Genomic DNA, 19,461 nt, shown 5'->3' on the forward strand with positions numbered 1-19,461 from the left:
CCAGCAGCACATCTCCGTGCCGGGCTTGCATCTCCCCGTCCGCGCCGCCATGTCCAGCGCCATGGACAAGCCCACGCCCCCTCTGAAAGCCGCGATCATTCCGGTCACTCCGTTGCAGCAGAACTGCACGCTGCTCTGGTGCACCGAGACCAACAAGGGCGCCTTTGTCGATCCCGGCGGCGACCTCGACAAGCTCAAGGATGCGATGCGGCAAACGGGCGTCGAGATCGAGAAGATCCTCGTTACCCATGGCCATATCGACCATTGCGGGCAGGCGGGCACCCTCGCGAAGGAACTGGGCGTGCCGATCGAGGGGCCGCATGAGGCCGACCGCTTCTGGATTGCGCGGCTCGAGGATGACGGCCGCAAATATGGCGTCGACGGCAGGGTGTTCGAGCCCGACCGCTGGCTGGAGGACGGCGATACCTGCACTGTGGGCAATCTCACCTTCGACGTGATCCACTGCCCTGGCCACACGCCGGGCCATGTCGTGTTTCATCACCCCGAATCAAAGCTCGCGATCGTCGGCGACGTGCTCTTCCAGGGCTCGATCGGACGGACCGATTTTCCGATGGGCAATCATCAGGACCTGCTCGACGCGATCACGCAGAAGCTCTGGCCGCTGGGCGACGACACCGCCTTCGTGCCCGGACACGGCCCGATGAGCAATTTCGCGCACGAGCGCCGGACCAACCCCTTCGTGAGCGATCAGGCGATGGCTGGCGGCTGAGCGCGCTTGACGGCTACCCCAAGTGCGTTTTTTGCGGTCATGCTGAACTTGTTTCAGCATCCAGGCTGAAGCCGCTCATATTCCGCAAGCGGCACCATAGACCCTGAAACAAGTTCAGGGTGACGGTTGAGGTTGCGGATACCAATGGAAATGCGCCGTCGCGTTCAGGCGAAGCGTGGATCGATCGGCTGCCCCGCGGGGGTGAAGACGACGTAGATCGCCCAGACGATCAGCGCGATCGTCACCAGATAGGTCACAAGGATGCCGCCCCCGCGCAGCGCATTGGGCGCGGGACGCTCCATGCCGAAGGGGTGGGCCAACCGCGCTACCGCGAGCAGGCCGCCGAGCACCCACAATCCCAGCGCCGCGCCCGCATGGACTTCGATCAGCCCCATCAGAATCAGCGCGAGCGGCACATATTCGCTGAAATTGGCGTGGGCGCGCATGCGGGCGCGGAGCAACTCATTGCCGCCGTCCCCGATCATGATCTTGTCCGCGACGCGGATCTTGCCCGCGCGCCACGACAGCCAGAGATTGATGATCGCGAGGATCGCGGCGTAGAGCAATGTGATCTTGAGCACAGGCATGGCGCGTCCTTTCGTTCAGCCGACGGCCTGGATATCGGTGACGATCGGGTCGGCGTTCCCCGCCAGATAGGGAATCGCGATCGCATAGAGGCCGAGGCCGAGCAGCGTCAGCATCGTGACCAGCGTGCCTGCCATCCGTGCCTTGCCGACGCCATCCATGCCAAAGCCGTGCGCGACGCGCGCCAGTATATAAAGCGCGCCGACGATCCACAGCCAGAGCGAAGTCCCCTGCGCGAATTCGATCAGGCCGATCAGGATCAGGACGAAGGGCGTGTATTCGACGAAATTGGCGTGCGCGCGCATTCGGGCGGTAAGCCGGGGATTTCCGCCATCGCCGATCGACACTTTTTCGGCAGTGCGCACGCGCCCGACGCGCATCGCAAGCCAGATGTTGACGATCGCGGCGGCACCCGCAATTGTAAGCGTGATCGGTAAAATCATGACGTTCCCCCATATTTCGTGGCGGTGGGAAACTGTCATGCCTGATCGCCCCAAGCAACGGCCTTGCAACTCGTCGGAGAATCGCTATACGCCCGGCTTCGCTCGCGATGAGCCCGGCCGCGATGGTCCGCGGCCTTACCAGGCTGTCGGTTGCCAGCATGGCATCAAGGGCGTAACCGCAGATTTGTATTTTTGAAGAACTGGAACAGGTGCCGGAATGGCTGTCCCCAAGAGAAAAACCACGCCGTCCAAGCGCGGCATGCGCCGCAGCCATGACGCGCTCAGCGTCGAGAGCTTTCAGGAATGCCCGAACTGCGGCGAACTGAAGCGCCCGCACAATCTGTGCCCGGCCTGCGGCCATTATAACGGCCGCGAGATCGTTTCGGCCGAAGGCTGACACAAGCGCTTTCCGAGGAGTCGGGACCGGTGGGCAGTTCGCCGCGGATCGCAGTCGACGCGATGGGCGGCGATGAGGGCCTGGCGGTCATGCTGGCTGGCGTCGCGCGTGCGCGCCGCCAGAATGACGGCATGCGCTTCCTGCTCGTCGGTGACGAGGCACAGATCAGGGCGGGGCTCGAGAAACACCCCAATCTGAGCGCAGCCTCCGAAATCCTGCACGCGCCCGAAGTGGTGACCGCCACCGACAAGCCCAGTCAGGCGATCCGGCGTGCCAAGACGACCTCGATGGGGCTCGCGATCGACGCGGTGAAACGCGGCGACGCCGCCGCTGCCGTGTCTGCGGGCAATACCGGCGCGCTGATGGCCATGTCCAAGCTCTCGCTGCGCACCATGCCGGGGATCGATCGTCCCGCGCTCGCCGCGCTGTTGCCCAGCCTTGGCGAGAACGATCTGGTCATGCTCGATCTCGGCGCCAATACCGAGTGCGACGCGCAGAACCTGATCCAGTTCGCGGTGATGGGCGCGGCCTATGCGCGCACCGTGCTCGAACTCGACCGCCCGCGCGTTGCGCTGCTCAACATCGGCACCGAAGAACTCAAGGGCACCGACGAGATCAAGGACGCCTCCACCGCACTGCGCACGGCGACCTATCTGCCCATGCAGTTCAACGGCTTTATCGAGGGCGACCGCATCTCGCGCGGCGAGGTCGACGTCATCGTCTGCGACGGCTTCTCGGGCAATATCGCGCTCAAGACCGCTGAAGGCACCGCGCGCTTCGTGGGCGACCTGCTCAAGCGCGCCTTCACCAGTTCGCTGCGCTCCAAGATCGGCTTCCTGATCTCGCGCCCAGCGACCGAGCTGCTCAAGCATCATCTCGATCCGAACAACCACAATGGCGCGGTCTTCCTTGGTCTCAACGGGCTTGTGGTGAAAAGCCATGGCAGCGCCAATGAAGTCGGCGTCGCCAACGCGATCGGTGTCGCGGCCAAGATGGTGCGCGCAGATCTGGCGCGGCGAATCACCGAGGATCTGGACAATTTCAAGGCCCATATCGGGCCAGAGGTAGCTGAGGCATGACGCGTCGCGCGGCGATTTTGGGTACGGGTTCTGCTCTTCCGGCGCGCCGCATGAGCAATCATGAGCTGGCAGCCCAGGTCGACACGTCGGACGAGTGGATCGTCGAGCGCACCGGCATCCGCTTCCGTCATGTCGCCGGTCCCGACGAAACGACCTCTACGCTCGCCACGGCGGCAGCGCAGCATGCGCTTGACGCCGCGGGCATGGACGCGCGCGATATCGACCTGATCGTCCTTGCGACCGCCACGCCCGATCAAACCTTTCCTGCGACCGCAACGCGCGTGCAGGCTGCGCTAGGCATCAACGACTGCGTCGCTTTCGATGTCCAGGCGGTCTGTTCGGGCTTCCTCTATGCGCTCTCCGTCGCCGACAGCATGATTCGTTCGGGTGCGGCGACCAATGCTCTGGTGATCGGCGCCGAGACGATGACGCGAATCCTCGACTGGGAAGACCGCAACACCTGCGTGCTCTTCGGCGACGGCGCGGGCGCGATTGTGCTCGCGGCGCGGGACGGCGAACAGGGCGTGCTTTCCGCCAGGCTCCACGCCGATGGCCGTCACAACGAGCTGCTCTATGTCGACGGCGGCGTCTCAACCACAGGCACGATCGGCAAGATCCGGATGAAGGGACGTGAGGTGTTCCGCCATGCGGTGGTTAACCTCGCCAATGTGCTCGGCGAGACGCTGGAGGCTGCGGGACTGGCCCCCGATGATATCGACTGGCTCGTCCCGCATCAGGCCAATGCGCGAATCCTTGACGCCACCGCACGCAAGCTCGGCCTTGACCCGGTCAAGGTCGTCGTCACCGTGGACCAGCACGCCAACACGTCGGCTGCGTCGGTGCCGCTCGCACTCGATCAGGCCGTCCGCGACGGACGGATCAAAAAGGACGATATAGTGGTGCTCGAGGCCATGGGCGGCGGCTTTACGTGGGGGGCGGCCGTGGTACGCTATTGATCTCCGTCAATTGAATCTTCGGCCGCGAAACGATAGAATGATTTCAAAGCCGTAGAGAAGGGGATGAATATGGCTTCCGCACCTACATTGACCCGCGCCGATCTGGCCGATTCGGTACACCGCGAGATCGGGCTTTCGCGCGCCGAATCGTCGAAGCTGGTGGAGCAGATACTCGACCATATGTGCGACGCGCTTGCCGAAGGGCAGAACGTCAAAATCTCGGGATTCGGCAGTTTCGTGTTGCGCGACAAGGGGCAGCGCATCGGTCGCAATCCCAAGACCGGCGTCGAGGTTCCGATCGCACCCAGACGCGTGCTGACTTTCCGCGCCAGCCAGATGCTGCGCGATCAAATCGTCAAGGCGGGCTGACCGCCGCATGGCGGACAAGGCCGAGGGGGCGTTTCTGACGATCAGCGAGCTTGCCGATGACCTCGGCCTGCCGCAGCATATACTACGCTATTGGGAGTCGCGGTTCCCGCAGCTCCGCCCGCTCCAGCGCGCAGGCAAGCGACGCTACTACCGGCCCGAAGACGTCGCGCTCGCCCGAAAGATCCACAGCCTGCTCAACCAGGAAGGTTATACGATCAAGGGCGTGCAGAAACTGTTGGGCAACAAGGCAAACGGCGCGACCGCCACGGCGGCGCCCGCGCCCGCACCGGCCGAAACGGGTTCCTTCACCGATATCGGTGCGTTGCGGCGCATACGCGCTCAGCTTGCAGACGCGCTCGCCAGCGCCTGACCTCGGGCTAGCTGTCGCGCCAGCACGCGAGGTTTCGACAACTCACGGCGGATCAGCCCGTCAATGACCATGCGGCACGGGGCCAAGCTCGGCATCGAGATCGCGCGGGCGCATGAGGCGGACGAACCGGCCGCTGTCGCCTTTGACGTCGCTCCAGTGTTCAACATCAAACTCGATCGCCGCCAGCGCAGCGGTCGGGAACTTTTCCTCGACCGCATCGCGCAAGGGGTCGCCCTGCCGATCGGGCACGAGCATCAGGATCAGGTCCTCGAAGCCGGGATTATGGCCGCACATCAGCACCGCCTTCGCACTGTCGGGCGCATCGTGGACCACATCCAGCAGCGTTGCCGCTGAAGCGAGATAGATGCGTCGATCCCAGCTCGGCGTCACGCTGCGGCCCATCCCTTCCCAGAGATAATCGAGCGTCTCAGTGCAGCGGATCGCGGGCGAGGAGACGAGATGATCATATTGCAGCCCCTCATCGCGCAGGTAGCGGCCCATGCGCTTCGCCCCCCGGATCCCGCGCGCATTGAGCGGACGATCGAAATCGCGCGCGACGGGATCATCCCAACTTGATTTGGCGTGGCGCAGCAATGTCAGCGTCTTCATGCCTTCTCCGTTGGCGCGATCCCGGCGGTCTCCTGCCGCGGTTCGATGACAGGACCAAGACGGTCTTTAACGTGCGCGACCGCTTCGTCCAGCGTGACGCGGTGAACGGGCGTCCCCGACGGAAAGGCGGAGAGCAGCCGCGAGGGCATGGCTGCGGAGAGCATGACGAAAAGACCGCGGTCATCGGCCCGCCGGATCAAGCGCCCGAACGCCTGCGCCAGTCGCGCGCGGATGATCTGGTCGTCATAGGCGCCACCGCCCCCCGCGAGCCGCCGTGCGGCGTGGAGCACCGAGGGCTTGGGCCAGGGCACGCCCTCCATCAGCACGAGCCGCAGCGAATGGCCGGGGACGTCGACGCCGTCGCGCAGCGCATCGGTGCCGAGCAGCGAGGCGCGCGGATCGTCGCGGAAGATGTCGACGAGCGTCCCGGTATCCATCGGATCGACGTGCTGCGCGTAGAGCGGCAGGCCCTCGCGCGCCAGCCGGTCGGCGATCCGGGCATGGACCGCGCGCAGCCGCCGGATCGCGGTGAACAGGCCGAGCGTTCCGCCCTCCGCCGCCATGACCAGCCGGCCATAGGCCCCGGCGAGTGCGGCGATGTCGCCCTTTTTGACGTCGGTGACGATCAGCACCTCGGCTTGAGCGGCATAGTCGAAGGGGCTGGGCGCCTCGAAGCGCGTCGCGGGCTGCGCCAGGTGCAGCGCGCCGCTGCGCGCCTCGGCGACATGCCAGTCGCCACCGCCCTTGAGCGTTGCAGAGGTGACAAGCACGCCGTGCGCCGGCTTGAGTACGATTTGCGCGACGGGGCGCGTCGGATCGAGCCAGTGGCGGTGCAGGCCGACGTCATAGTCGCGTCCCTCGATTCGGTCGACGGCGAGCCAGTCGACGAAATCGGGATCGGCGGGCCCGCCGATGCGTGAGAGCAGCGCCAGCCAGCCCGACAAGGCATCGGTCCGCCAGCTAAGACTTGCGATCGCGCCCTCGACACGCGCACGCGCCTGTCCGTCGAGCCAGTCGGGACCGTCCTCGATCAGCGCCTCGAGCCTTCGTCCAAGCCTGACCAGCGGGCGCAGCAGCGCATCGAGCGCCTCGGCCGCAGGCTGCGCGGCAGAGACGAGCGCGCCATCGAGTTCGGCCATCTCCGTTTCGAGGCCATAGCCCGCATCCTCTCCCGCGCCGCGTGCATAGGTGGTGCCGCGGACCGCGGCGAGCAGCACTTCTATGGGGCCGAAGGGTGCGCCTTCGCCCAGCCGCTGGAGCCAACCGTCCGAAGGGAGCGCCTGCGCGGCGTTGGTCGCTTCGGCGATCGCCAGCCCGCCCTCCATGTCGTAGCTCGCGACATCCGACAAGCGCGCCGAAAGCCCGCGCCGTCGCCCGCGCGACTTTCCCTCGGGGCCCGTCACCCAGCGGCGGAGCTCGATCGCTTCCTGCCCGGTGAGCGCGGTCGCGAACATCGAGTCGGCGGCGTCGAACAGGTGATGCCCCTCGTCGAAGACCAGCCGCGTCGGGCGGTTCGCGGCCTCGCGCCCGCGCGCTGCATTGACCATTACGAGTGCGTGGTTGGCGATGACGATATCCGCATCAGCGCTGGCGCGGCTCGCGCGCTCGATGAAGCATTTGCGGTAATGCGGGCAGCCCGCATAGATGCATTCGCCGCGCCGGTCGGTGAGCGCGGTCGCGCCCGCGCGGCGGAAGAGCGTGGGCAGCCAGCCGGGAAGGTCGCCCCCCACCATGTCACCGTCGGCGCTATATGCGGCCCAGCGCGCCACGAGCTGTGCAAGGATCGCGGCGCGCCCGGCGAAACCGCCCTGAAGCGCATCCTCGAGATTGAGCAGGCAGAGATAGTTCTCGCGCCCCTTGCGGAGCACGACCTTCTTTCGCCGCACACGCGCATCGGGAAAGAGTCGCTCGCTTTCGCGGCTGAGCTGGCGCTGCAGCGTCTTGGTATAGGTCGATATCCACACCGGGCCGTCGGCGCGCTCGGCCCAGAGCGACGCGGGCGACAGATAGCCAAGCGTCTTGCCGATCCCGGTTCCCGCCTCGGCGAGGATCAGTTGCGGCTCATCCACGCGCGTTCGCGGCGCGAAGGCCTGTAACACGGCGGCGGCATAGTCCTGCTGGCCGGGGCGAATCTCGGCGCCGTGGCCGGTGAGGTCGTCAAGCCGCTGCGCAACGTCTGCAGGATCGAGCGAGATTGCGCGCGGCGGCGTGCGCGGTGGCGCGTCCTCCCATTCGGGCAATCTGGAAAACAGCCAGCGCTCGGCGCGCGCGGGCGCGTCAAGGCGATCGACCAGCGCCGCCGCCCACGGCCAGCGCATCCGCGTGAGCGTCTGCGCCGCAGTCCAAGCGCCCTCGCGCTCGGCCCAGTGTGGATCATCGGCGCGCGCGAGCAATGCACCAGCGGCGCTGCGCAGGAAGTCGGCGACTTCCGAATCCTGCTCGGGCGGTGCCAGCCCGATCGCACGCGCCAGGCCCTTGGGCGTCGGCACCGCGAAGCGCGCGGGATGGATGAAGGCGAAGAGTTCGAGCAGATCGAGCCCCGAAAGCTCGGGATACCCCAGCCGCTGTCCAATCAGGGGTGCGTTGAGCACGATCAGCGGGGTTTCGGCGGCGCACGCAATCGCCTCGCCTCGCCCGAGACCCCGGGTTTCGCCGTCGGGCGTGGCGATCCAGATGCCGCCATGGCTTGCATAGAGCGCGGGATAGGGCAATGAGGCGGCCACGAACTCGGTCTACTGCTTCCTTGGCGCTCAGGCTGAGCCTGTCGAAGCCTTTCAAAAACCCTTCGACAAGCTCAGGGCGAGCGCATCGGGGCGGGCCGGTTCTATGAGATGAAGAACGAAAGGGCAACGTACGTGAGCGAACTGCGCGCAACCGCGATGGAATCAAAGGCCTGGCCTTTCGAGGAAGCGCGCAAGCTGCTCAAACGCTACGCCAATGGCGCGCCTGAGAAAGGCCATGTGCTGTTCGAGACGGGCTATGGCCCATCGGGGCTGCCGCATATCGGCACGTTCAACGAGGTGCTGCGCACGACGATGGTGCGTCAGGCGTTCGAGGCGCTGTCGGACATTCCGACGCGGCTGATCGCCTTTTCGGATGACATGGACGGGCTGCGCAAGGTTCCCGACAACGTTCCCAACAAGGAAATGCTGGCCGGGCATCTCGGCAAGCCGCTGACGCAGATCCCCGACCCCTTCGGCAAGTTCGAGAGCTTCGCACACCACAACAACTCGATTTTGCGCGATTTCCTCGATCGCTATGGCTTCGAATACGAGTTCCTCTCGGCGACCGAATGCTATCATTCGGGCCGCTTCGACGCGGCGCTCAAGCTCGTCCTCAAGCACTATGACGACATCATGGGCATCATGCTGCCTACGCTCAGGAAGGAGCGTCAGGCGACCTATTCGCCTGTGCTGCCGATCTCCAGGAAATCGGGGATCGTGCTGCAGGTGCCCGTCACCGTGGTCGATGCCGATGCGGGCGTCGTCCGCTTCGAGGATGAAGGCGAGACCGTCGAGCAGTCGATCCTGTCGGGCGCGGCCAAGCTGCAATGGAAGGTCGACTGGGCGATGCGCTGGGTCGCGCTGGGCGTCGACTATGAAATGTCGGGCAAGGATCTGATCGATTCGGTGACGCAGTCGTCGAAGATCTGCCGCGCGCTGGGCGCCCGCCCGCCCGAGGGCTTCAACTACGAGATGTTCCTCGACGAAAAGGGCGAGAAGATCTCCAAGTCCAAAGGCAACGGCCTGTCGATGGAACAGTGGCTGACCTACGGCCCCGAGGAGAGCCTGGCATTCTACGCCTATCGTGAACCCAAAAAGGCCAAGTCGCTCCACATGGGCGTGATCCCGCGCGCGATCGACGATTACTGGCAGTTCCGCGGCAACTGGAAGGACCAGGCGCTCAAGGAGCGGCTCGGCAACCCCGTGCATCATATCCATGATGGCGAGGTGCCCGAGGAGTCGCTGCCCGTGACCTTCGGGCTGCTGCTCAATCTGGTCGGCGTTATGGGTGAGGCGAACAAGACGCAGGTCTGGGGTTATCTGGCCAATTATGTGCCTGATGCCGACCCTGTGAAATACCCCGCGCTCGACCGGTTGATCGGCTATGCGCTCGCCTATCACCGCGACTTCATCGCGCCCACGCTCAAGCGCCGCGCGCCAACCGCGTCCGAAGCCGAGGCGCTCAAGGATCTCGACGCACGGCTGGCGGGCCTGCCCGTCGATGCCGATGCCGAAGCAATCCAGAATGAGGTCTATGCGGTCGGCAAGGTCGAGAGCTATGGGTTCGAATCGCTGCGCGACTGGTTCAAGGCGCTCTACGAGACACTGCTGGGCCAGGAACAGGGGCCTCGCATGGGAAGTTTCATCGCGCTCTATGGTGTCGAGAACAGCCGCAAGCTGATCGCCGGGGCGCTGGCCGCGGCATGACGATCCGCGTCGCGCGCCTCGCCGCGGACGACATCGACGCGCACGCCGAAGCGCTCGGCGCGATCCTGCTCGATTGCGTGGCGGGCGGAGCGTCGGTCAGCTTCATGGCCGACCTGACGCGCGAACGCGCCGAGGATTTCTGGCGGAGCAAGGCCGAGGGGGTCGCGCGCGACGATATCCGCCTGCTCGCGGCCGAAGCGGACGGCGCTATGCTCGGCACGGTCACCGTTGCGCGCGCGGGGCCCGACAATCAGCCGCACCGCGGCGATGTCGCCAAGATGCTCGTCCATAGCCGCGCGCGCAGGCGCGGCGTGGCGCGGCTGCTGATGGAGACGGCCGAGCGCGAGGCGCGCGCCATGGGGCTCACTTTGCTCGTGCTCGACACGGTGACGGGCAGCGCCGCCGAAGCCCTTTATGTGGGCCTTGGCTGGCAGCGCGTGGGTGAGATCCCCGATTTCGCGCTGTATCCCGACGGCGCCCTCTGCCCGACGACCTTCTTCTATAAAAGGCTCGGCTAGGTTCTACCGCGAAGCCGCGCGCACGCGGCGGTGCATTCGGCCCTGCGGCGCGAGTTCGGCGGACAGCCGCTCAGCGTCGGCGGATGCGATGCCTGCGCGCTTCAGCGCCTCGACCAGCGCCTGCTCAGCCGGAACCTCGACATCGGGCGCAACGCCGGGGCCTTCCCATCCCTGGCCGGTGTCGGGGTCGTACGTGCGGCCGACGGGAATGAAGGCGGTGAAGCCGGAGGGCAGCGGCACCATGCCCCCATAATGCCCCGCGCCCGCGGTCGGCTGACCTATCAGCGTGGCGCGATGCGTGCGCTTCATCGTCAACGCGAAATGCTCGGCGGCTGAGGCGCTGCCGCCCGAGGTCAGCACGTAGATCTTGGCCGAGGCGAGCGGGCTCGCGGGGCTTGCGGCCAATGCCCAGTGATCCTGGCGGACGACTTCCGGCGCCGATGCGACGCGTTTGAGCGTTGCGCGATCGTCCAGCGGCTCGTTGCCCGCAGCAACCACCGCTGCGCGCGTCTCCATCGCAACGAGCTGGGTCGATTGGGCGAACAGCAGCGGGAACATTACGTCCATTTCGTCGAGCCCGCCGCCGCGATGCGTGCGGACATCGATGATGAGCGTCTTGGCCGTCGCATAGTCGCGCACGAACTGCCTGCTCGCGGCGACCGACTCCTCGGAGCCGGGAAAGCCGTTGAAGCGGATAAACGCTACGCCGGGCGCAACCCAACGCGCCTTTTCGACCGCAGACGGCGGCGTGGAACCCGGCTGCACAGCGGGGCGCGAAAGATCGGGCGGGCTCGCAAAGACCCGCAGATGTCCATCGGGCGCGATCGCCTGGACGTCGGCGGTCATCATCTCGGCCAACGCTTCGCGACTGATGGTCTTGTCATAGCCGCCTGCCGCAGCCTTGACGCGCAGCGCGGCCGCGTAACGCTTGCCTGTTTCGGGGAAGACAAAATTGTCTTCGAGCTTCCTGGCGAACTCCTCGGCAAGCGCGCGCGCCTCGGACGCAGTCGGCACCGGCGACGGAGCCTCGGCTTTCGCGGTCTCGGCCTGGGCAAAGAGTGCGCCGCTCGACAGCGCGGCGACGGAGAGAGCAAATGGCAAAGCGAAGCGCATCGGCATCCTTTCGATTGATGCGTTACATGTTACCGATTCGCGATGCCGAAGCCCTGCGCCGCACGCCGCCGATTTTCCATCAACGGCCAACGAGGTGCGACGAAACGCGACGCCGGCCGAAACGATCTCCGGCCGGCGCCATAGCCAGCATCACTGCTTCGATGCGATCCAGTCGTCGATCTTCTTGTCGAGCACGGTGAGCGGCAGCGCGCCCGTCATCAGCACCTGCGCGTGGAATTCGCGCGGATCGAACTTCGCACCGAGCTTGTCCTGCGCGCGCTTTTTCAGCTCGGAGATCTTGAGCTGGCCGACCTTGTACGCAAGCGCCTGGCCCGGCCATGCGATATAGCGTTCGACCTCGGCGGTGGCGTCGGTCTTACCCATGCTCGAATTGTCCAGCATGTACTGGATCGCCTGTTCGCGGGTCCAACCCTTGGCATGGATGCCGCTGTCGACCACCAGCCGCATCGCGCGCAGCATCTCGTCGTCGAGACCGCCGAAGCGCTGATAGGGATCGGTTTCCATGCCCAATTCCTTCCAGAGCGTCTCCGCATAGAGGCCCCAGCCTTCGGAGTAGGCGGTGTTCCCGCCATAGCGCATGAACGAAGGCAGCGCGTCATTCTCCTGCGCAAGGCTGATCTGGAAATGGTGTCCCGGCGCGCCTTCGTGCAGGTAAAGCGTTTCCATGCCCGGCGTCGTGCGCGACGGGAGGTCATAGGTGTTGAAGTAGAAGATGCCCGGCCGGTTCTGCGACGGGTTCTTGGGGTCGTAGAGACCGGGTTCGTAGGAGCCGCCCGCCTGCGTCTTTTCGCGCCAGGGCTCATAGAAGCGGATCTCAAGCGGCGTCTTGGGGATGGTCGAGAACTGCTCGCCGATGCGCGCATCGACCTTCTTGCCCACCGCATAATAGCCGTCGACCAGTGCCTGTTTCGTCGCCGGCTTGAACTTCGGGTCGGTGCGGAGATACTCGAAGAACTCGGTGAGCGTGCCCTTGAAGCCGACCTGGTCCTTGATCTTCTCCATCTCGCCCTTGATCCGAGCGACTTCGCTGAGCCCCAGATTGTGGGCATAATCGGGGGTGAGCGGCAGCGTGGTGAGCTGTTCGATCGCGGCCTGATAGACCTTGGCGCCGCCCTTCATCGCCGAGATACCGACCTGTTCGCGTGCAACGGGCAGATACTCGTTCTTGAGGAAGTCGCGCAGGCGCGTGTGCGCAGGGAGCAACTCGTCGCGGATCGCGGCGGCGTAGGCGGCCTTCAGGCGCGTCTGATCGGCCGTCGAAATGCCCTCGGGAAACTTCTGGACCGGTCCGTAGAAAACCGAGCCCTCGACGCCCTGCGCGATCAGATTGTCGAGCTGGCCGATCATGTTGTTGACCGTCATCTTCGACTGGACGACGCCTGATTTCATGCCCTCGCGGAAGCGACCGATCGAGCGATCGAGGAGGAGGACATAGTCCTTGTGACGTTTCAGATTATTCTCATAGTCGGCGAGCGTCTTGAACGGCGCGGCGCCCTTGCCCGAGGCGAAGCTGGGGTAGAAGGTGTGAAAGCCCGTGAAATGGTCGATCGGGCGCACCGCGGTGAGCGCGAGCATTTCGGGTGTGAGGTTCTTGAGCGTCAGCCTGGTCTGCCACTCGAAGACGTCATAGGCGATCTGGTCGGTGGCATTGAGCTTGTTGCGGTCGACCGCGTGCAGCCCCTTGAGATCGGCCTCGGCAGCCGTGCGTTCGGCATCGAAATAGGCATCGCTGACATAGTCGCCCAAGCGATCGGCATAGCGCATGTCGCCCCGGAAAAGCGCACTGATCGGGTTGCGCTTGAGGCTCGCTTCATCGCTGTCGGCGAAGAGCTTGTGAAGTTGGGCATGGGCGCTGTTGGCGGCGGCGGCGGCGGCGGGCGTCGCCTGCTGCGCGGCGGCGGGCATCAGTGGAACCAGCGCGGCTGCCGACAGGAAAAGCGCCGCGCGAACCGTCTTCGAAAGCGTCATGGGGGTCTCCGATATCATCTGTATTACTGGAGTATAGCGCCGCCCTGGATAAAACAAGCAGCCCCGGCACATGGACTGCGCCGGGGCTGCTGCGCCCGCTCGGCCGGGGCTTACCAGTAGAAGTTGCGGATCACATCGATGACGACGCCGCGCCGGATGTCGACGAGCATCAGATCGTCATAGTTGCGCACCCACCGCTGATAGCCGCTGGCCTTGGGCAGCCGGTAACGCCAGGGATCGGCGATCCAGTAGCGCTGCGTGTAATGGACCGGCTTGATCCGCGCACCCGGGCGGAAGCTCTGGTAGCGATAAGGTGCCTTCCAGTTACCGCGGGAATAGAGCGCGCGATGGTCGTTGCGCCAGGCGCGCCAGTCATTGCGGCTCCAGTTGCGGTCGCGCAGATCCTCGCGATACTCGCGCTTTGCGTCGCGCACATCGCGCTGCTGATCGCGGACTTCGTAGCGCGGCGCGCCGCGATCGATCGCACGATTTCGTTCGCGCTGTTCCTGTCGGATATCCTGGCGATCACGCCGCAGTTCGCCCTGCGACTGGGCCATCGCTGCCGATGGCATGATCGTCGCGGCCATCAGTGCGGCAATAATGAAACTGCGCATAATCGAACTCCTGACTCGCCCGGCAAAAACCATGTGCGCCGGCAGGAGAAGGGATGGCCGATTCGTCCTGAATCGCGGACGAACGGTTTCGTCAGCGATATGAAAGCCTGTGTCGCAAATTGTAACGAGGGAACAGGCACCTATATCATGGGCTCACGCGAAGGAGCGCGGCGATGAAAGAGCCCGGACCCGACCACCCGATCACCATCACCCCATTTGCCGGGCGCGTCCGCGTGGTCGCCGACGGCAATGTGATCGTCGATACGAGCCACGCGCTGTCGCTCGCCGAGGCTGACTATCCGCCGGTGCTCTACGTCCCACGCGGCGATACGCACATGGCCTCGCTGACGCCGTCGAGCCATCACACGACCTGCCCGTACAAGGGTGAGGCCAGCTATTTCGATATTGGTGAAATAAAGAATGCGGTGTGGAGTTATGAGACGCCCAATACCGCAGTAGCAGCGATCGCGGGACATCTCGCTTTTTATCCCGACAAGGTGAAGATCGAGCGGCTGCCGCCGGGCTAGACCTTGATCGTTTCCGGTTGAATCAACCGCTCTAGATCCACGGCCGCTCGCGGAACCATTTGGTGACGATGTATTTGGTGCCCGCGATTACCGGCGCGCCCGCATGCAGCGTTCGCAGATTGGGTGCGCCATTGGGGCCCATGTTGTTCCACGCCAACAGCAGGCCGGAGCGCGGGTTTACCGAGATGCCCGCCATCGGAAAATCGGTGGCGCCGCCTGCTTCGGGCATGTTGAGATAGATCATCGCGGTCCAGCTTCGCTGTCCGCCCGTGGCCTCCATGTCGGCCCAATAGGACTGGTTGATGTGGAAGAAATCGTGATGCGGCTTGAACTCCTGCCCCATCCGGTAACGCTGCCCCTGAAGTGTCTCGCCGTGACTTGGGTCGATACCCATGAGCTCGCAGACCCTGATGTCGATCGCCTCGACTTCTTCGTCCCAGCGATCGAGATTGCAGCTATGGCTCGTGCGAAAGCTGTTGTCCGCGCCTTCGGAGAAGAGTGAAGAGGGCTGGCTGTCGGTGTCGATCATTGCGATCAGCCGCGCACATTCCTCGACGGTCAGAAAATCGGGGCGCACGAACATCTCGATCCCATCGACGGGTATCGTCTGCACGCCTTGCGCCGCGGTCAGCCGCGCGGCCACGATCTCGCCGATCTGTGCGAGCCGCTGCGAGGGTGGCCCCGCCTCGTAATCATCGTCCTCGGCCGCCCCGGTCACGGAATGCGCTTTCCCCGCACCATCACGAAATCGACCTTTTCGAGCGTGCGGATATCGGCCAGCGGATCGCCCGAAACCGCGATGATATCCGCCGAATAGCCCGGCGCAATCCGGCCGATCTCATTTTCCATATCGAGCAGCTTCGCAGCGGTGGTCGTCGCGCTCGCGAGCGCCTCGGTCGGCGTCATTCCCCCGAGTTCCACCATCTGCGCAAATTCCTCGGCATTGCGGCCATGCTCGAACACGCCGGCATCGGTGCCGAAGACAATCGTGACCCCGGCCTCGTGCGCGGCGTTCAGCGCCTTGCCGATGGTGCCAAGCGTCTCACGCACCTTGGCCTCGACGGTCGGCGTATAGACGCCCTTGCCCAGCCGGTCGCGGATGCCGGTGAACGCCATCAGTGTGGGCACATAGGCGGTGCCCTTTTCCTTCATCGCCTTGATCGCCGCGGCGTCGGCGAAGGTGCCGTGCTCGATCGTGTCGATCCCCGCGCGCGCCGCGCCCTCGATGCCGCGTGCGCCATGTGCGTGCGCCGCGACGCGCAGGCCAAGGCCGTGCGCGGTGTCCGCGATCGCCTTCATCTCGGGATCGGTGAAATGCTGGCCGAGCCCTCTGCCCTGCTGCGACAGCACGCCCCCGGTGGCGGTGATCTTGATGACGTTTGCGCCGTTCTTCGATGCTTCGCGCACGCGCGCCGCGCATTGTTCGGGACCGGTGCAGGTATTGCCCGCGTCGAGCACCGCGTTGACCTCGGGACGAAAGCCCGAGACGTCGCCGTGCCCGCCGATGATCGAGATTGCGGGCCCTGACGATATGATCCGCGGCCCCGGGATCATGCCTTCGGCGGTGCCGCGGCGGAGCACGAAGCCGACGTCGCGCGCCGAGCCGAGGTCGCGCACTGTCGTAAAGCCCGCGCGCGCGGTGACGAGCGCGTTTTTCGCACCGACGACGACGCCCCATTCGTCGGGCTCGACCGCTTCCTTCCAGAAATCTCCGCCGGGATCGCCCGACAGGTGAACGTGCATGTCGACCAGGCCGGGCAGCACGGTCTTGCCTGAAAGGTCGATCTCGGTCGCGCCCGCGGGCGCGGGCACACGCCCCGGCGTGACCGAGACGATCCGCCCGTCGGTAACCGTGATCGTCGATTCGCCGAGCGGCGCGCTGCCCGCCGCAGTGATCACGCGGCCTGCATGGATGACCTGAGTCTCGGCATAGGCTGGCGCGGCGATAGCGAGCGCGGCAACGCCCATCAAACGTATGATCATCAAACCATTCCTCCCTGTTGCGCGACAGTGCAAAAGCCGGGCGGGCGGCGCAAGGGGCGCGCAACATTTCGCGCAGGATGGACGGAAAGTGATGCTGCGACGCACAAAATCGTTGCGCGACACATGATCGCTGGCCATCTTGGCGGCCATGAGTTCCAACAAGCTGCTGCTCGAGGCCATCGCGCTCAGGAAATGCGTTACGGCCACCTATAATCGCGGAACCGTCAAGCTGGCGCCGCATATCCTCTACACGCGCCATGACGAGCTGTTCATCGATGCCGTCACCGTCTCGCGCGATGGCAAACCGCCACGCGAGATCAAGATCGGCACTTTCAAGGTGTCCGGGTTGAGCGACCTCGCGCTCGACGACGAACCCTTTGCGCCCGAGCCGGGCTTTGACGCGGACGCCGAGAAATATGCGGGTGTGGCGTTGTTCGCGGTCCAGAGCTGACCGCCAAGATTCAGTCATCGCCAAGTCAAAATGACTAACATATTGATCGTGCACAATAACCAATAAATATTTTGTCATCTCGCAGGTGAAACGTTCTGCAAACGCGCCAGATCGTAGAGTAAATTACGTGGATTGCAGTTGACCGAAACCTGAATTTCACTGATTGGCGCGATCATAGCCCAGACAGGGGGGTCGCGATGATCTGTGGCGCATCTTTTGACGCACGTCCAAAATTTCGCATATATTTCTTGGCGTTACTGGCATTGTCTGGCTGTGGCGGCGACGGTGGCTCGACGCCCGCGCCCAATGTGCCCGGCGGCGCGCCCACCCCAACCCCCACCCCGACGGTGAGCCTGAGCGCATCCCCCGCCACGATCTCTACGGGCGGATCGAGCACGTTGAACTGGAGTGCATCTTCGGGCGCGGCCAATTGCGTGGCCAGCGGGGACGGGCAGTTCGCGGGCAGCAAGGCCACAACCGGTTCGGCGGTGGTGACGCCCGTCGCGACGACGAGCTACGAGCTCGAATGCAGCTTTTCTGGCGCGCCGTTGACGGCCAGCGCGACGGTGACCGTCGATGCAACGCCGGGCGGCGGTGGTGCGTCGGGTGCGTTCGGCAATCCCGATAACGGCGCGATCCCCGATCGCGCGCAGCATCCCATCGCCTTTCCCACCGCGATCGGCTTCGGCAAGAACACGAGCGTGCGTGGCCCCAATGCGGTCGTCTACAAGATCAACTCGCTCGAGGACACAGCCGTCCCCGGCGACGGCAAGATCACCTACCGCGAATGCGCGCTCGCGCTGCAGGTGACCAGCCCGTACAGCATCCCCGCGGGGCGTCCGCGCTACTGCGTGTTCGATGTCTCGGGCGCGATCGAGATCCAGTCGGCCGCCTATATCAGGACGCCCAAAATCTATATCGCGGGCCAGACCTCGCCGGGGGGTATCGAGTTCCGCCTCGGCGCCAACTACAACCCCGTCGATTCGCTGATCGACACGCGCTCGGGCGGCAACGACATGATCCTGCGCCATGTCCGCACGCGCACCGGCCCGCATCCCGGACGCAGCTCGCTGAACGGCGATCCCATTCGCATGTCGGGGACCAACAACCAGATCCTCGACCATGTCTCGACGATGTTCGGCACCGACGAGAGCCTCGACATGGGCTGCACCAACTGTACGCTGCAATGGTCGATCGTCGGGCCCAATCTGTGCCGCAATGGCGGCCACACCTCGTCGCTCCACTGCAAGAGCTTCTTCCTCAAGCCCGCCTCCAACATCACCATCGCGCACAACCTCTCGCAGCATGGCGAGCAGCGCGGCATCAACATCGCGGTGGGCACCGCACCCGCGGCCGCGGGCACCGTCGGCCAGGCCGACATCATCAGCAACGTCTTCTACAATTTCGTCTCCGAGACGGGGCTGGTCTCCAACCAGTTCGGCAGCGTCTATGCCAATTATGTCGGCAATGTCGCGCTGAGGGGCCCGCGCTACAATGCCAGCGACGGCAACTACCTGATCGGGCTCTACACCCCGGGCGGCGCGCTCAACTATGGCTTCAACATCTATGCCAAGGACAATGTGACGCCGCGCACGCGCGTCGCGGGGCAGTTCGGGCAGAGCGTCTCCGATCCCTTCGTCCAGGCCGCGGGCTTCATGGCGCATGTCGTGGCCTCGACGATCTGCGGCGTCACCCCTGTCGGCGCCAAGGACTGCGCGCGCGCGGGGCTCGGCGTCGTGCAGAATCTCGGTTACGCGATCGCCCCGGGCAAGGCGCTCAGCTTCGACCCCGCGCGCCTCGTCGCACCCGAACAGGCGCTGCGCGCGGTGCTCGCCTATGCCGGCGCCGATCGCTGCCGCGACGGCACCTGCCGCGACAATGTCGATGCGCGCTATATCGACGATGTCCGCACCTGCGACAAATCGCCTTATCTGTTCGAGGCCGACTGGCCGGGCTCGATCGCCGATCTCGGCGGCTGGGCGCAGCTCTCCCCGGGTGCGTCCAAGGCCGACACCGACAATGACGGCATGCCCGACGACTGGGAGAAGCGCTTCACCAACACCAATCCCAATGTCTGGGACGCCAATGACGACAAGGACGGCGACGGCTATCCCAATATCGAGGAATATCTCAACGCCCTCGCCCAGGACGACGCCCGCTATTCAGGCTTCGCCGCCAACGCCACCGGCTCCATCCCCGCCTATAACTGCGGACGCGCCATGTACTGACCGAAAGCCGGACAAGCTTCCGCGGCCGCGTCTGGGAATTTCGAGGTACGCCCGGTGACCGGCGCGCCCT

Annotated in this window: 20 protein-coding genes; 11 read left to right on the forward strand and 9 right to left on the reverse strand. The window is 65.0% G+C overall.

Annotation, left to right across the window (positions count from 1 at the left end; all coding sequences use genetic code 11):
• Nucleotides 1-61 precede the first annotated feature (61 nt).
• Entirely contained in the window at nucleotides 62-730 is a 669-nt protein-coding gene (locus tag D3876_RS06180; RefSeq protein ID WP_119761106.1) for an MBL fold metallo-hydrolase, read from the forward strand.
• Nucleotides 731-894: 164 nt separating this feature from the next.
• Here the strand turns inward: D3876_RS06180 and D3876_RS06185 are convergent, their stop codons facing one another.
• The gene (locus tag D3876_RS06185) at nucleotides 895-1,317 is read right to left on the reverse strand and encodes an MAPEG family protein (RefSeq protein ID WP_119760372.1); all 423 of its coding nucleotides are present in this window, start codon (nucleotides 1,315-1,317) and stop codon (nucleotides 895-897) included.
• Between the two features lie 15 nt (nucleotides 1,318-1,332).
• The gene (locus D3876_RS06190; RefSeq protein ID WP_119760374.1) at nucleotides 1,333-1,758 is read right to left on the reverse strand and encodes an MAPEG family protein; all 426 of its coding nucleotides are present in this window, start codon (nucleotides 1,756-1,758) and stop codon (nucleotides 1,333-1,335) included.
• Between the two features lie 217 nt (nucleotides 1,759-1,975).
• On the opposite strand from D3876_RS06190, the gene rpmF reads away from it, so the two are divergent.
• From rpmF to D3876_RS06215, 5 genes are all read left to right on the forward strand, one after another.
• Nucleotides 1,976-2,155, forward strand: a complete 180-nt coding sequence (gene rpmF, locus D3876_RS06195; protein WP_119760375.1) for a 50S ribosomal protein L32 — start codon at nucleotides 1,976-1,978, stop codon at nucleotides 2,153-2,155.
• 29 nt (nucleotides 2,156-2,184) lie between these two features.
• The gene (gene plsX / locus D3876_RS06200) at nucleotides 2,185-3,234 is read left to right on the forward strand and encodes a phosphate acyltransferase PlsX (protein WP_119760377.1); all 1,050 of its coding nucleotides are present in this window, start codon (nucleotides 2,185-2,187) and stop codon (nucleotides 3,232-3,234) included.
• Entirely contained in the window at nucleotides 3,231-4,190 is a 960-nt protein-coding gene (locus tag D3876_RS06205; protein ID WP_119760378.1) for a beta-ketoacyl-ACP synthase III, read from the forward strand. The genes plsX and D3876_RS06205 overlap by 4 nt, the downstream gene beginning before the upstream one ends.
• Nucleotides 4,191-4,259: 69 nt before the next feature.
• A complete protein-coding gene (locus D3876_RS06210) occupies nucleotides 4,260-4,559 on the forward strand; it encodes an integration host factor subunit alpha (RefSeq protein WP_119761108.1) in 300 nt (99 codons plus the stop codon).
• A gap of 7 nt (nucleotides 4,560-4,566) precedes the next feature.
• Complete coding sequence (locus tag D3876_RS06215; protein ID WP_119760380.1) at nucleotides 4,567-4,929, forward strand: MerR family transcriptional regulator; 363 nt, start codon at nucleotides 4,567-4,569, stop codon at nucleotides 4,927-4,929.
• 60 nt (nucleotides 4,930-4,989) lie between these two features.
• Here the strand turns inward: D3876_RS06215 and D3876_RS06220 are convergent, their stop codons facing one another.
• A complete protein-coding gene (locus D3876_RS06220) occupies nucleotides 4,990-5,538 on the reverse strand; it encodes a SixA phosphatase family protein (protein WP_119760381.1) in 549 nt (182 codons plus the stop codon).
• Nucleotides 5,535-8,261 carry an ATP-dependent DNA helicase gene (locus D3876_RS06225; protein WP_119760382.1) on the reverse strand — a complete coding sequence of 909 codons (2,727 nt, stop codon included), beginning with the start codon at nucleotides 8,259-8,261 and terminating at the stop codon, nucleotides 5,535-5,537. Before D3876_RS06225 ends, D3876_RS06220 begins: the two co-directional genes overlap by 4 nt.
• 108 nt (nucleotides 8,262-8,369) lie before the next feature.
• Between D3876_RS06225 and D3876_RS06230 the strand changes: the two genes are divergently transcribed.
• Both D3876_RS06230 and D3876_RS06235 read left to right on the forward strand, forming a co-directional pair.
• Nucleotides 8,370-9,968 carry a lysine--tRNA ligase gene (locus D3876_RS06230; protein WP_119760384.1) on the forward strand — a complete coding sequence of 533 codons (1,599 nt, stop codon included), beginning with the start codon at nucleotides 8,370-8,372 and terminating at the stop codon, nucleotides 9,966-9,968.
• Nucleotides 9,965-10,486 (forward strand): GNAT family N-acetyltransferase, encoded by a 522-nt coding sequence (locus D3876_RS06235; RefSeq protein ID WP_119760385.1) that lies wholly within the window; start codon nucleotides 9,965-9,967, stop codon nucleotides 10,484-10,486. Before D3876_RS06230 ends, D3876_RS06235 begins: the two co-directional genes overlap by 4 nt.
• 3 nt (nucleotides 10,487-10,489) lie before the next feature.
• On the opposite strand, the gene D3876_RS06240 is transcribed toward D3876_RS06235, so the two are convergent.
• The 3 genes from D3876_RS06240 to D3876_RS06250 all read right to left on the reverse strand — a co-directional run bounded on the left by D3876_RS06240 (nucleotide 10,490) and on the right by D3876_RS06250 (nucleotide 14,202).
• On the reverse strand, nucleotides 10,490-11,599 hold the full coding sequence (locus D3876_RS06240; protein ID WP_182911888.1) for a S41 family peptidase: 1,110 nt from the start codon (nucleotides 11,597-11,599) through the stop codon (nucleotides 10,490-10,492).
• Nucleotides 11,600-11,749: 150 nt separating this feature from the next.
• Nucleotides 11,750-13,588: a DUF885 domain-containing protein gene (locus tag D3876_RS06245; protein ID WP_119760388.1), complete on the reverse strand. Its 1,839-nt coding sequence runs from the start codon at nucleotides 13,586-13,588 to the stop codon at nucleotides 11,750-11,752.
• Nucleotides 13,589-13,698: 110 nt separating this feature from the next.
• A complete protein-coding gene (locus D3876_RS06250; RefSeq protein WP_119760390.1) occupies nucleotides 13,699-14,202 on the reverse strand; it encodes an RcnB family protein in 504 nt (167 codons plus the stop codon).
• A gap of 173 nt (nucleotides 14,203-14,375) precedes the next feature.
• Here D3876_RS06250 and D3876_RS06255 point away from each other — a divergent pair, with 173 nt between their 5' ends.
• A complete protein-coding gene (locus tag D3876_RS06255) occupies nucleotides 14,376-14,729 on the forward strand; it encodes a DUF427 domain-containing protein (RefSeq protein ID WP_119760391.1) in 354 nt (117 codons plus the stop codon).
• Nucleotides 14,730-14,760: 31 nt separating this feature from the next.
• On the opposite strand, the gene D3876_RS06260 is transcribed toward D3876_RS06255, so the two are convergent.
• Together D3876_RS06260 and D3876_RS06265 are read right to left on the reverse strand one after the other, a co-directional pair.
• Nucleotides 14,761-15,447, reverse strand: coding sequence for a prolyl hydroxylase family protein (locus D3876_RS06260; RefSeq protein ID WP_119760393.1), 687 nt, complete (start codon nucleotides 15,445-15,447; stop codon nucleotides 14,761-14,763).
• Entirely contained in the window at nucleotides 15,444-16,712 is a 1,269-nt protein-coding gene (locus D3876_RS06265) for a metal-dependent hydrolase family protein (protein ID WP_119760395.1), read from the reverse strand. Before D3876_RS06265 ends, D3876_RS06260 begins: the two co-directional genes overlap by 4 nt.
• Nucleotides 16,713-16,860: 148 nt before the next feature.
• Here D3876_RS06265 and D3876_RS06270 point away from each other — a divergent pair, with 148 nt between their 5' ends.
• Together D3876_RS06270 and D3876_RS06275 are read left to right on the forward strand one after the other, a co-directional pair.
• Nucleotides 16,861-17,163, forward strand: coding sequence for a WYL domain-containing protein (locus D3876_RS06270; protein WP_119760396.1), 303 nt, complete (start codon nucleotides 16,861-16,863; stop codon nucleotides 17,161-17,163).
• Nucleotides 17,164-17,411: 248 nt separating this feature from the next.
• The gene (locus D3876_RS06275; RefSeq protein ID WP_147417595.1) at nucleotides 17,412-19,391 is read left to right on the forward strand and encodes a hypothetical protein; all 1,980 of its coding nucleotides are present in this window, start codon (nucleotides 17,412-17,414) and stop codon (nucleotides 19,389-19,391) included.
• The last annotated feature ends 70 nt before the right edge of the window (nucleotides 19,392-19,461 follow it).

This window comes from Sphingomonas cavernae, from assembly GCF_003590775.1.
GTDB lineage: Bacteria > Pseudomonadota > Alphaproteobacteria > Sphingomonadales > Sphingomonadaceae > Sphingobium_A > Sphingobium_A cavernae.

What these genes read in the sequence shown, in the direction of transcription:
- D3876_RS06220 (WP_119760381.1), bottom strand. Translation starts at nt 5,538, where the DNA reads ATGAAGACGCTGACATTGCTGCGCCACGCCAAATCAAGTTGGGATGAT.
- D3876_RS06215 (WP_119760380.1), top strand. Translation starts at nt 4,567, where the DNA reads ATGGCGGACAAGGCCGAGGGGGCGTTTCTGACGATCAGCGAGCTTGCC.
- D3876_RS06180 (WP_119761106.1), top strand. Translation starts at nt 62, where the DNA reads ATGGACAAGCCCACGCCCCCTCTGAAAGCCGCGATCATTCCGGTCACT.
- D3876_RS06255 (WP_119760391.1), top strand. Translation starts at nt 14,376, where the DNA reads ATGAAAGAGCCCGGACCCGACCACCCGATCACCATCACCCCATTTGCC.
- D3876_RS06250 (WP_119760390.1), bottom strand. Translation starts at nt 14,202, where the DNA reads ATGCGCAGTTTCATTATTGCCGCACTGATGGCCGCGACGATCATGCCA.
- D3876_RS06270 (WP_119760396.1), top strand. Translation starts at nt 16,861, where the DNA reads ATGAGTTCCAACAAGCTGCTGCTCGAGGCCATCGCGCTCAGGAAATGC.
- D3876_RS06210 (WP_119761108.1), top strand. Translation starts at nt 4,260, where the DNA reads ATGGCTTCCGCACCTACATTGACCCGCGCCGATCTGGCCGATTCGGTA.
- D3876_RS06185 (WP_119760372.1), bottom strand. Translation starts at nt 1,317, where the DNA reads ATGCCTGTGCTCAAGATCACATTGCTCTACGCCGCGATCCTCGCGATC.
- D3876_RS06230 (WP_119760384.1), top strand. Translation starts at nt 8,370, where the DNA reads ATGAAGAACGAAAGGGCAACGTACGTGAGCGAACTGCGCGCAACCGCG.
- D3876_RS06245 (WP_119760388.1), bottom strand. Translation starts at nt 13,588, where the DNA reads ATGACGCTTTCGAAGACGGTTCGCGCGGCGCTTTTCCTGTCGGCAGCC.
- D3876_RS06205 (WP_119760378.1), top strand. Translation starts at nt 3,231, where the DNA reads ATGACGCGTCGCGCGGCGATTTTGGGTACGGGTTCTGCTCTTCCGGCG.
- D3876_RS06235 (WP_119760385.1), top strand. Translation starts at nt 9,965, where the DNA reads ATGACGATCCGCGTCGCGCGCCTCGCCGCGGACGACATCGACGCGCAC.
- rpmF (WP_119760375.1), top strand. Translation starts at nt 1,976, where the DNA reads ATGGCTGTCCCCAAGAGAAAAACCACGCCGTCCAAGCGCGGCATGCGC.
- D3876_RS06240 (WP_182911888.1), bottom strand. Translation starts at nt 11,599, where the DNA reads ATGCGCTTCGCTTTGCCATTTGCTCTCTCCGTCGCCGCGCTGTCGAGC.
- D3876_RS06190 (WP_119760374.1), bottom strand. Translation starts at nt 1,758, where the DNA reads ATGATTTTACCGATCACGCTTACAATTGCGGGTGCCGCCGCGATCGTC.
- D3876_RS06265 (WP_119760395.1), bottom strand. Translation starts at nt 16,712, where the DNA reads ATGATCATACGTTTGATGGGCGTTGCCGCGCTCGCTATCGCCGCGCCA.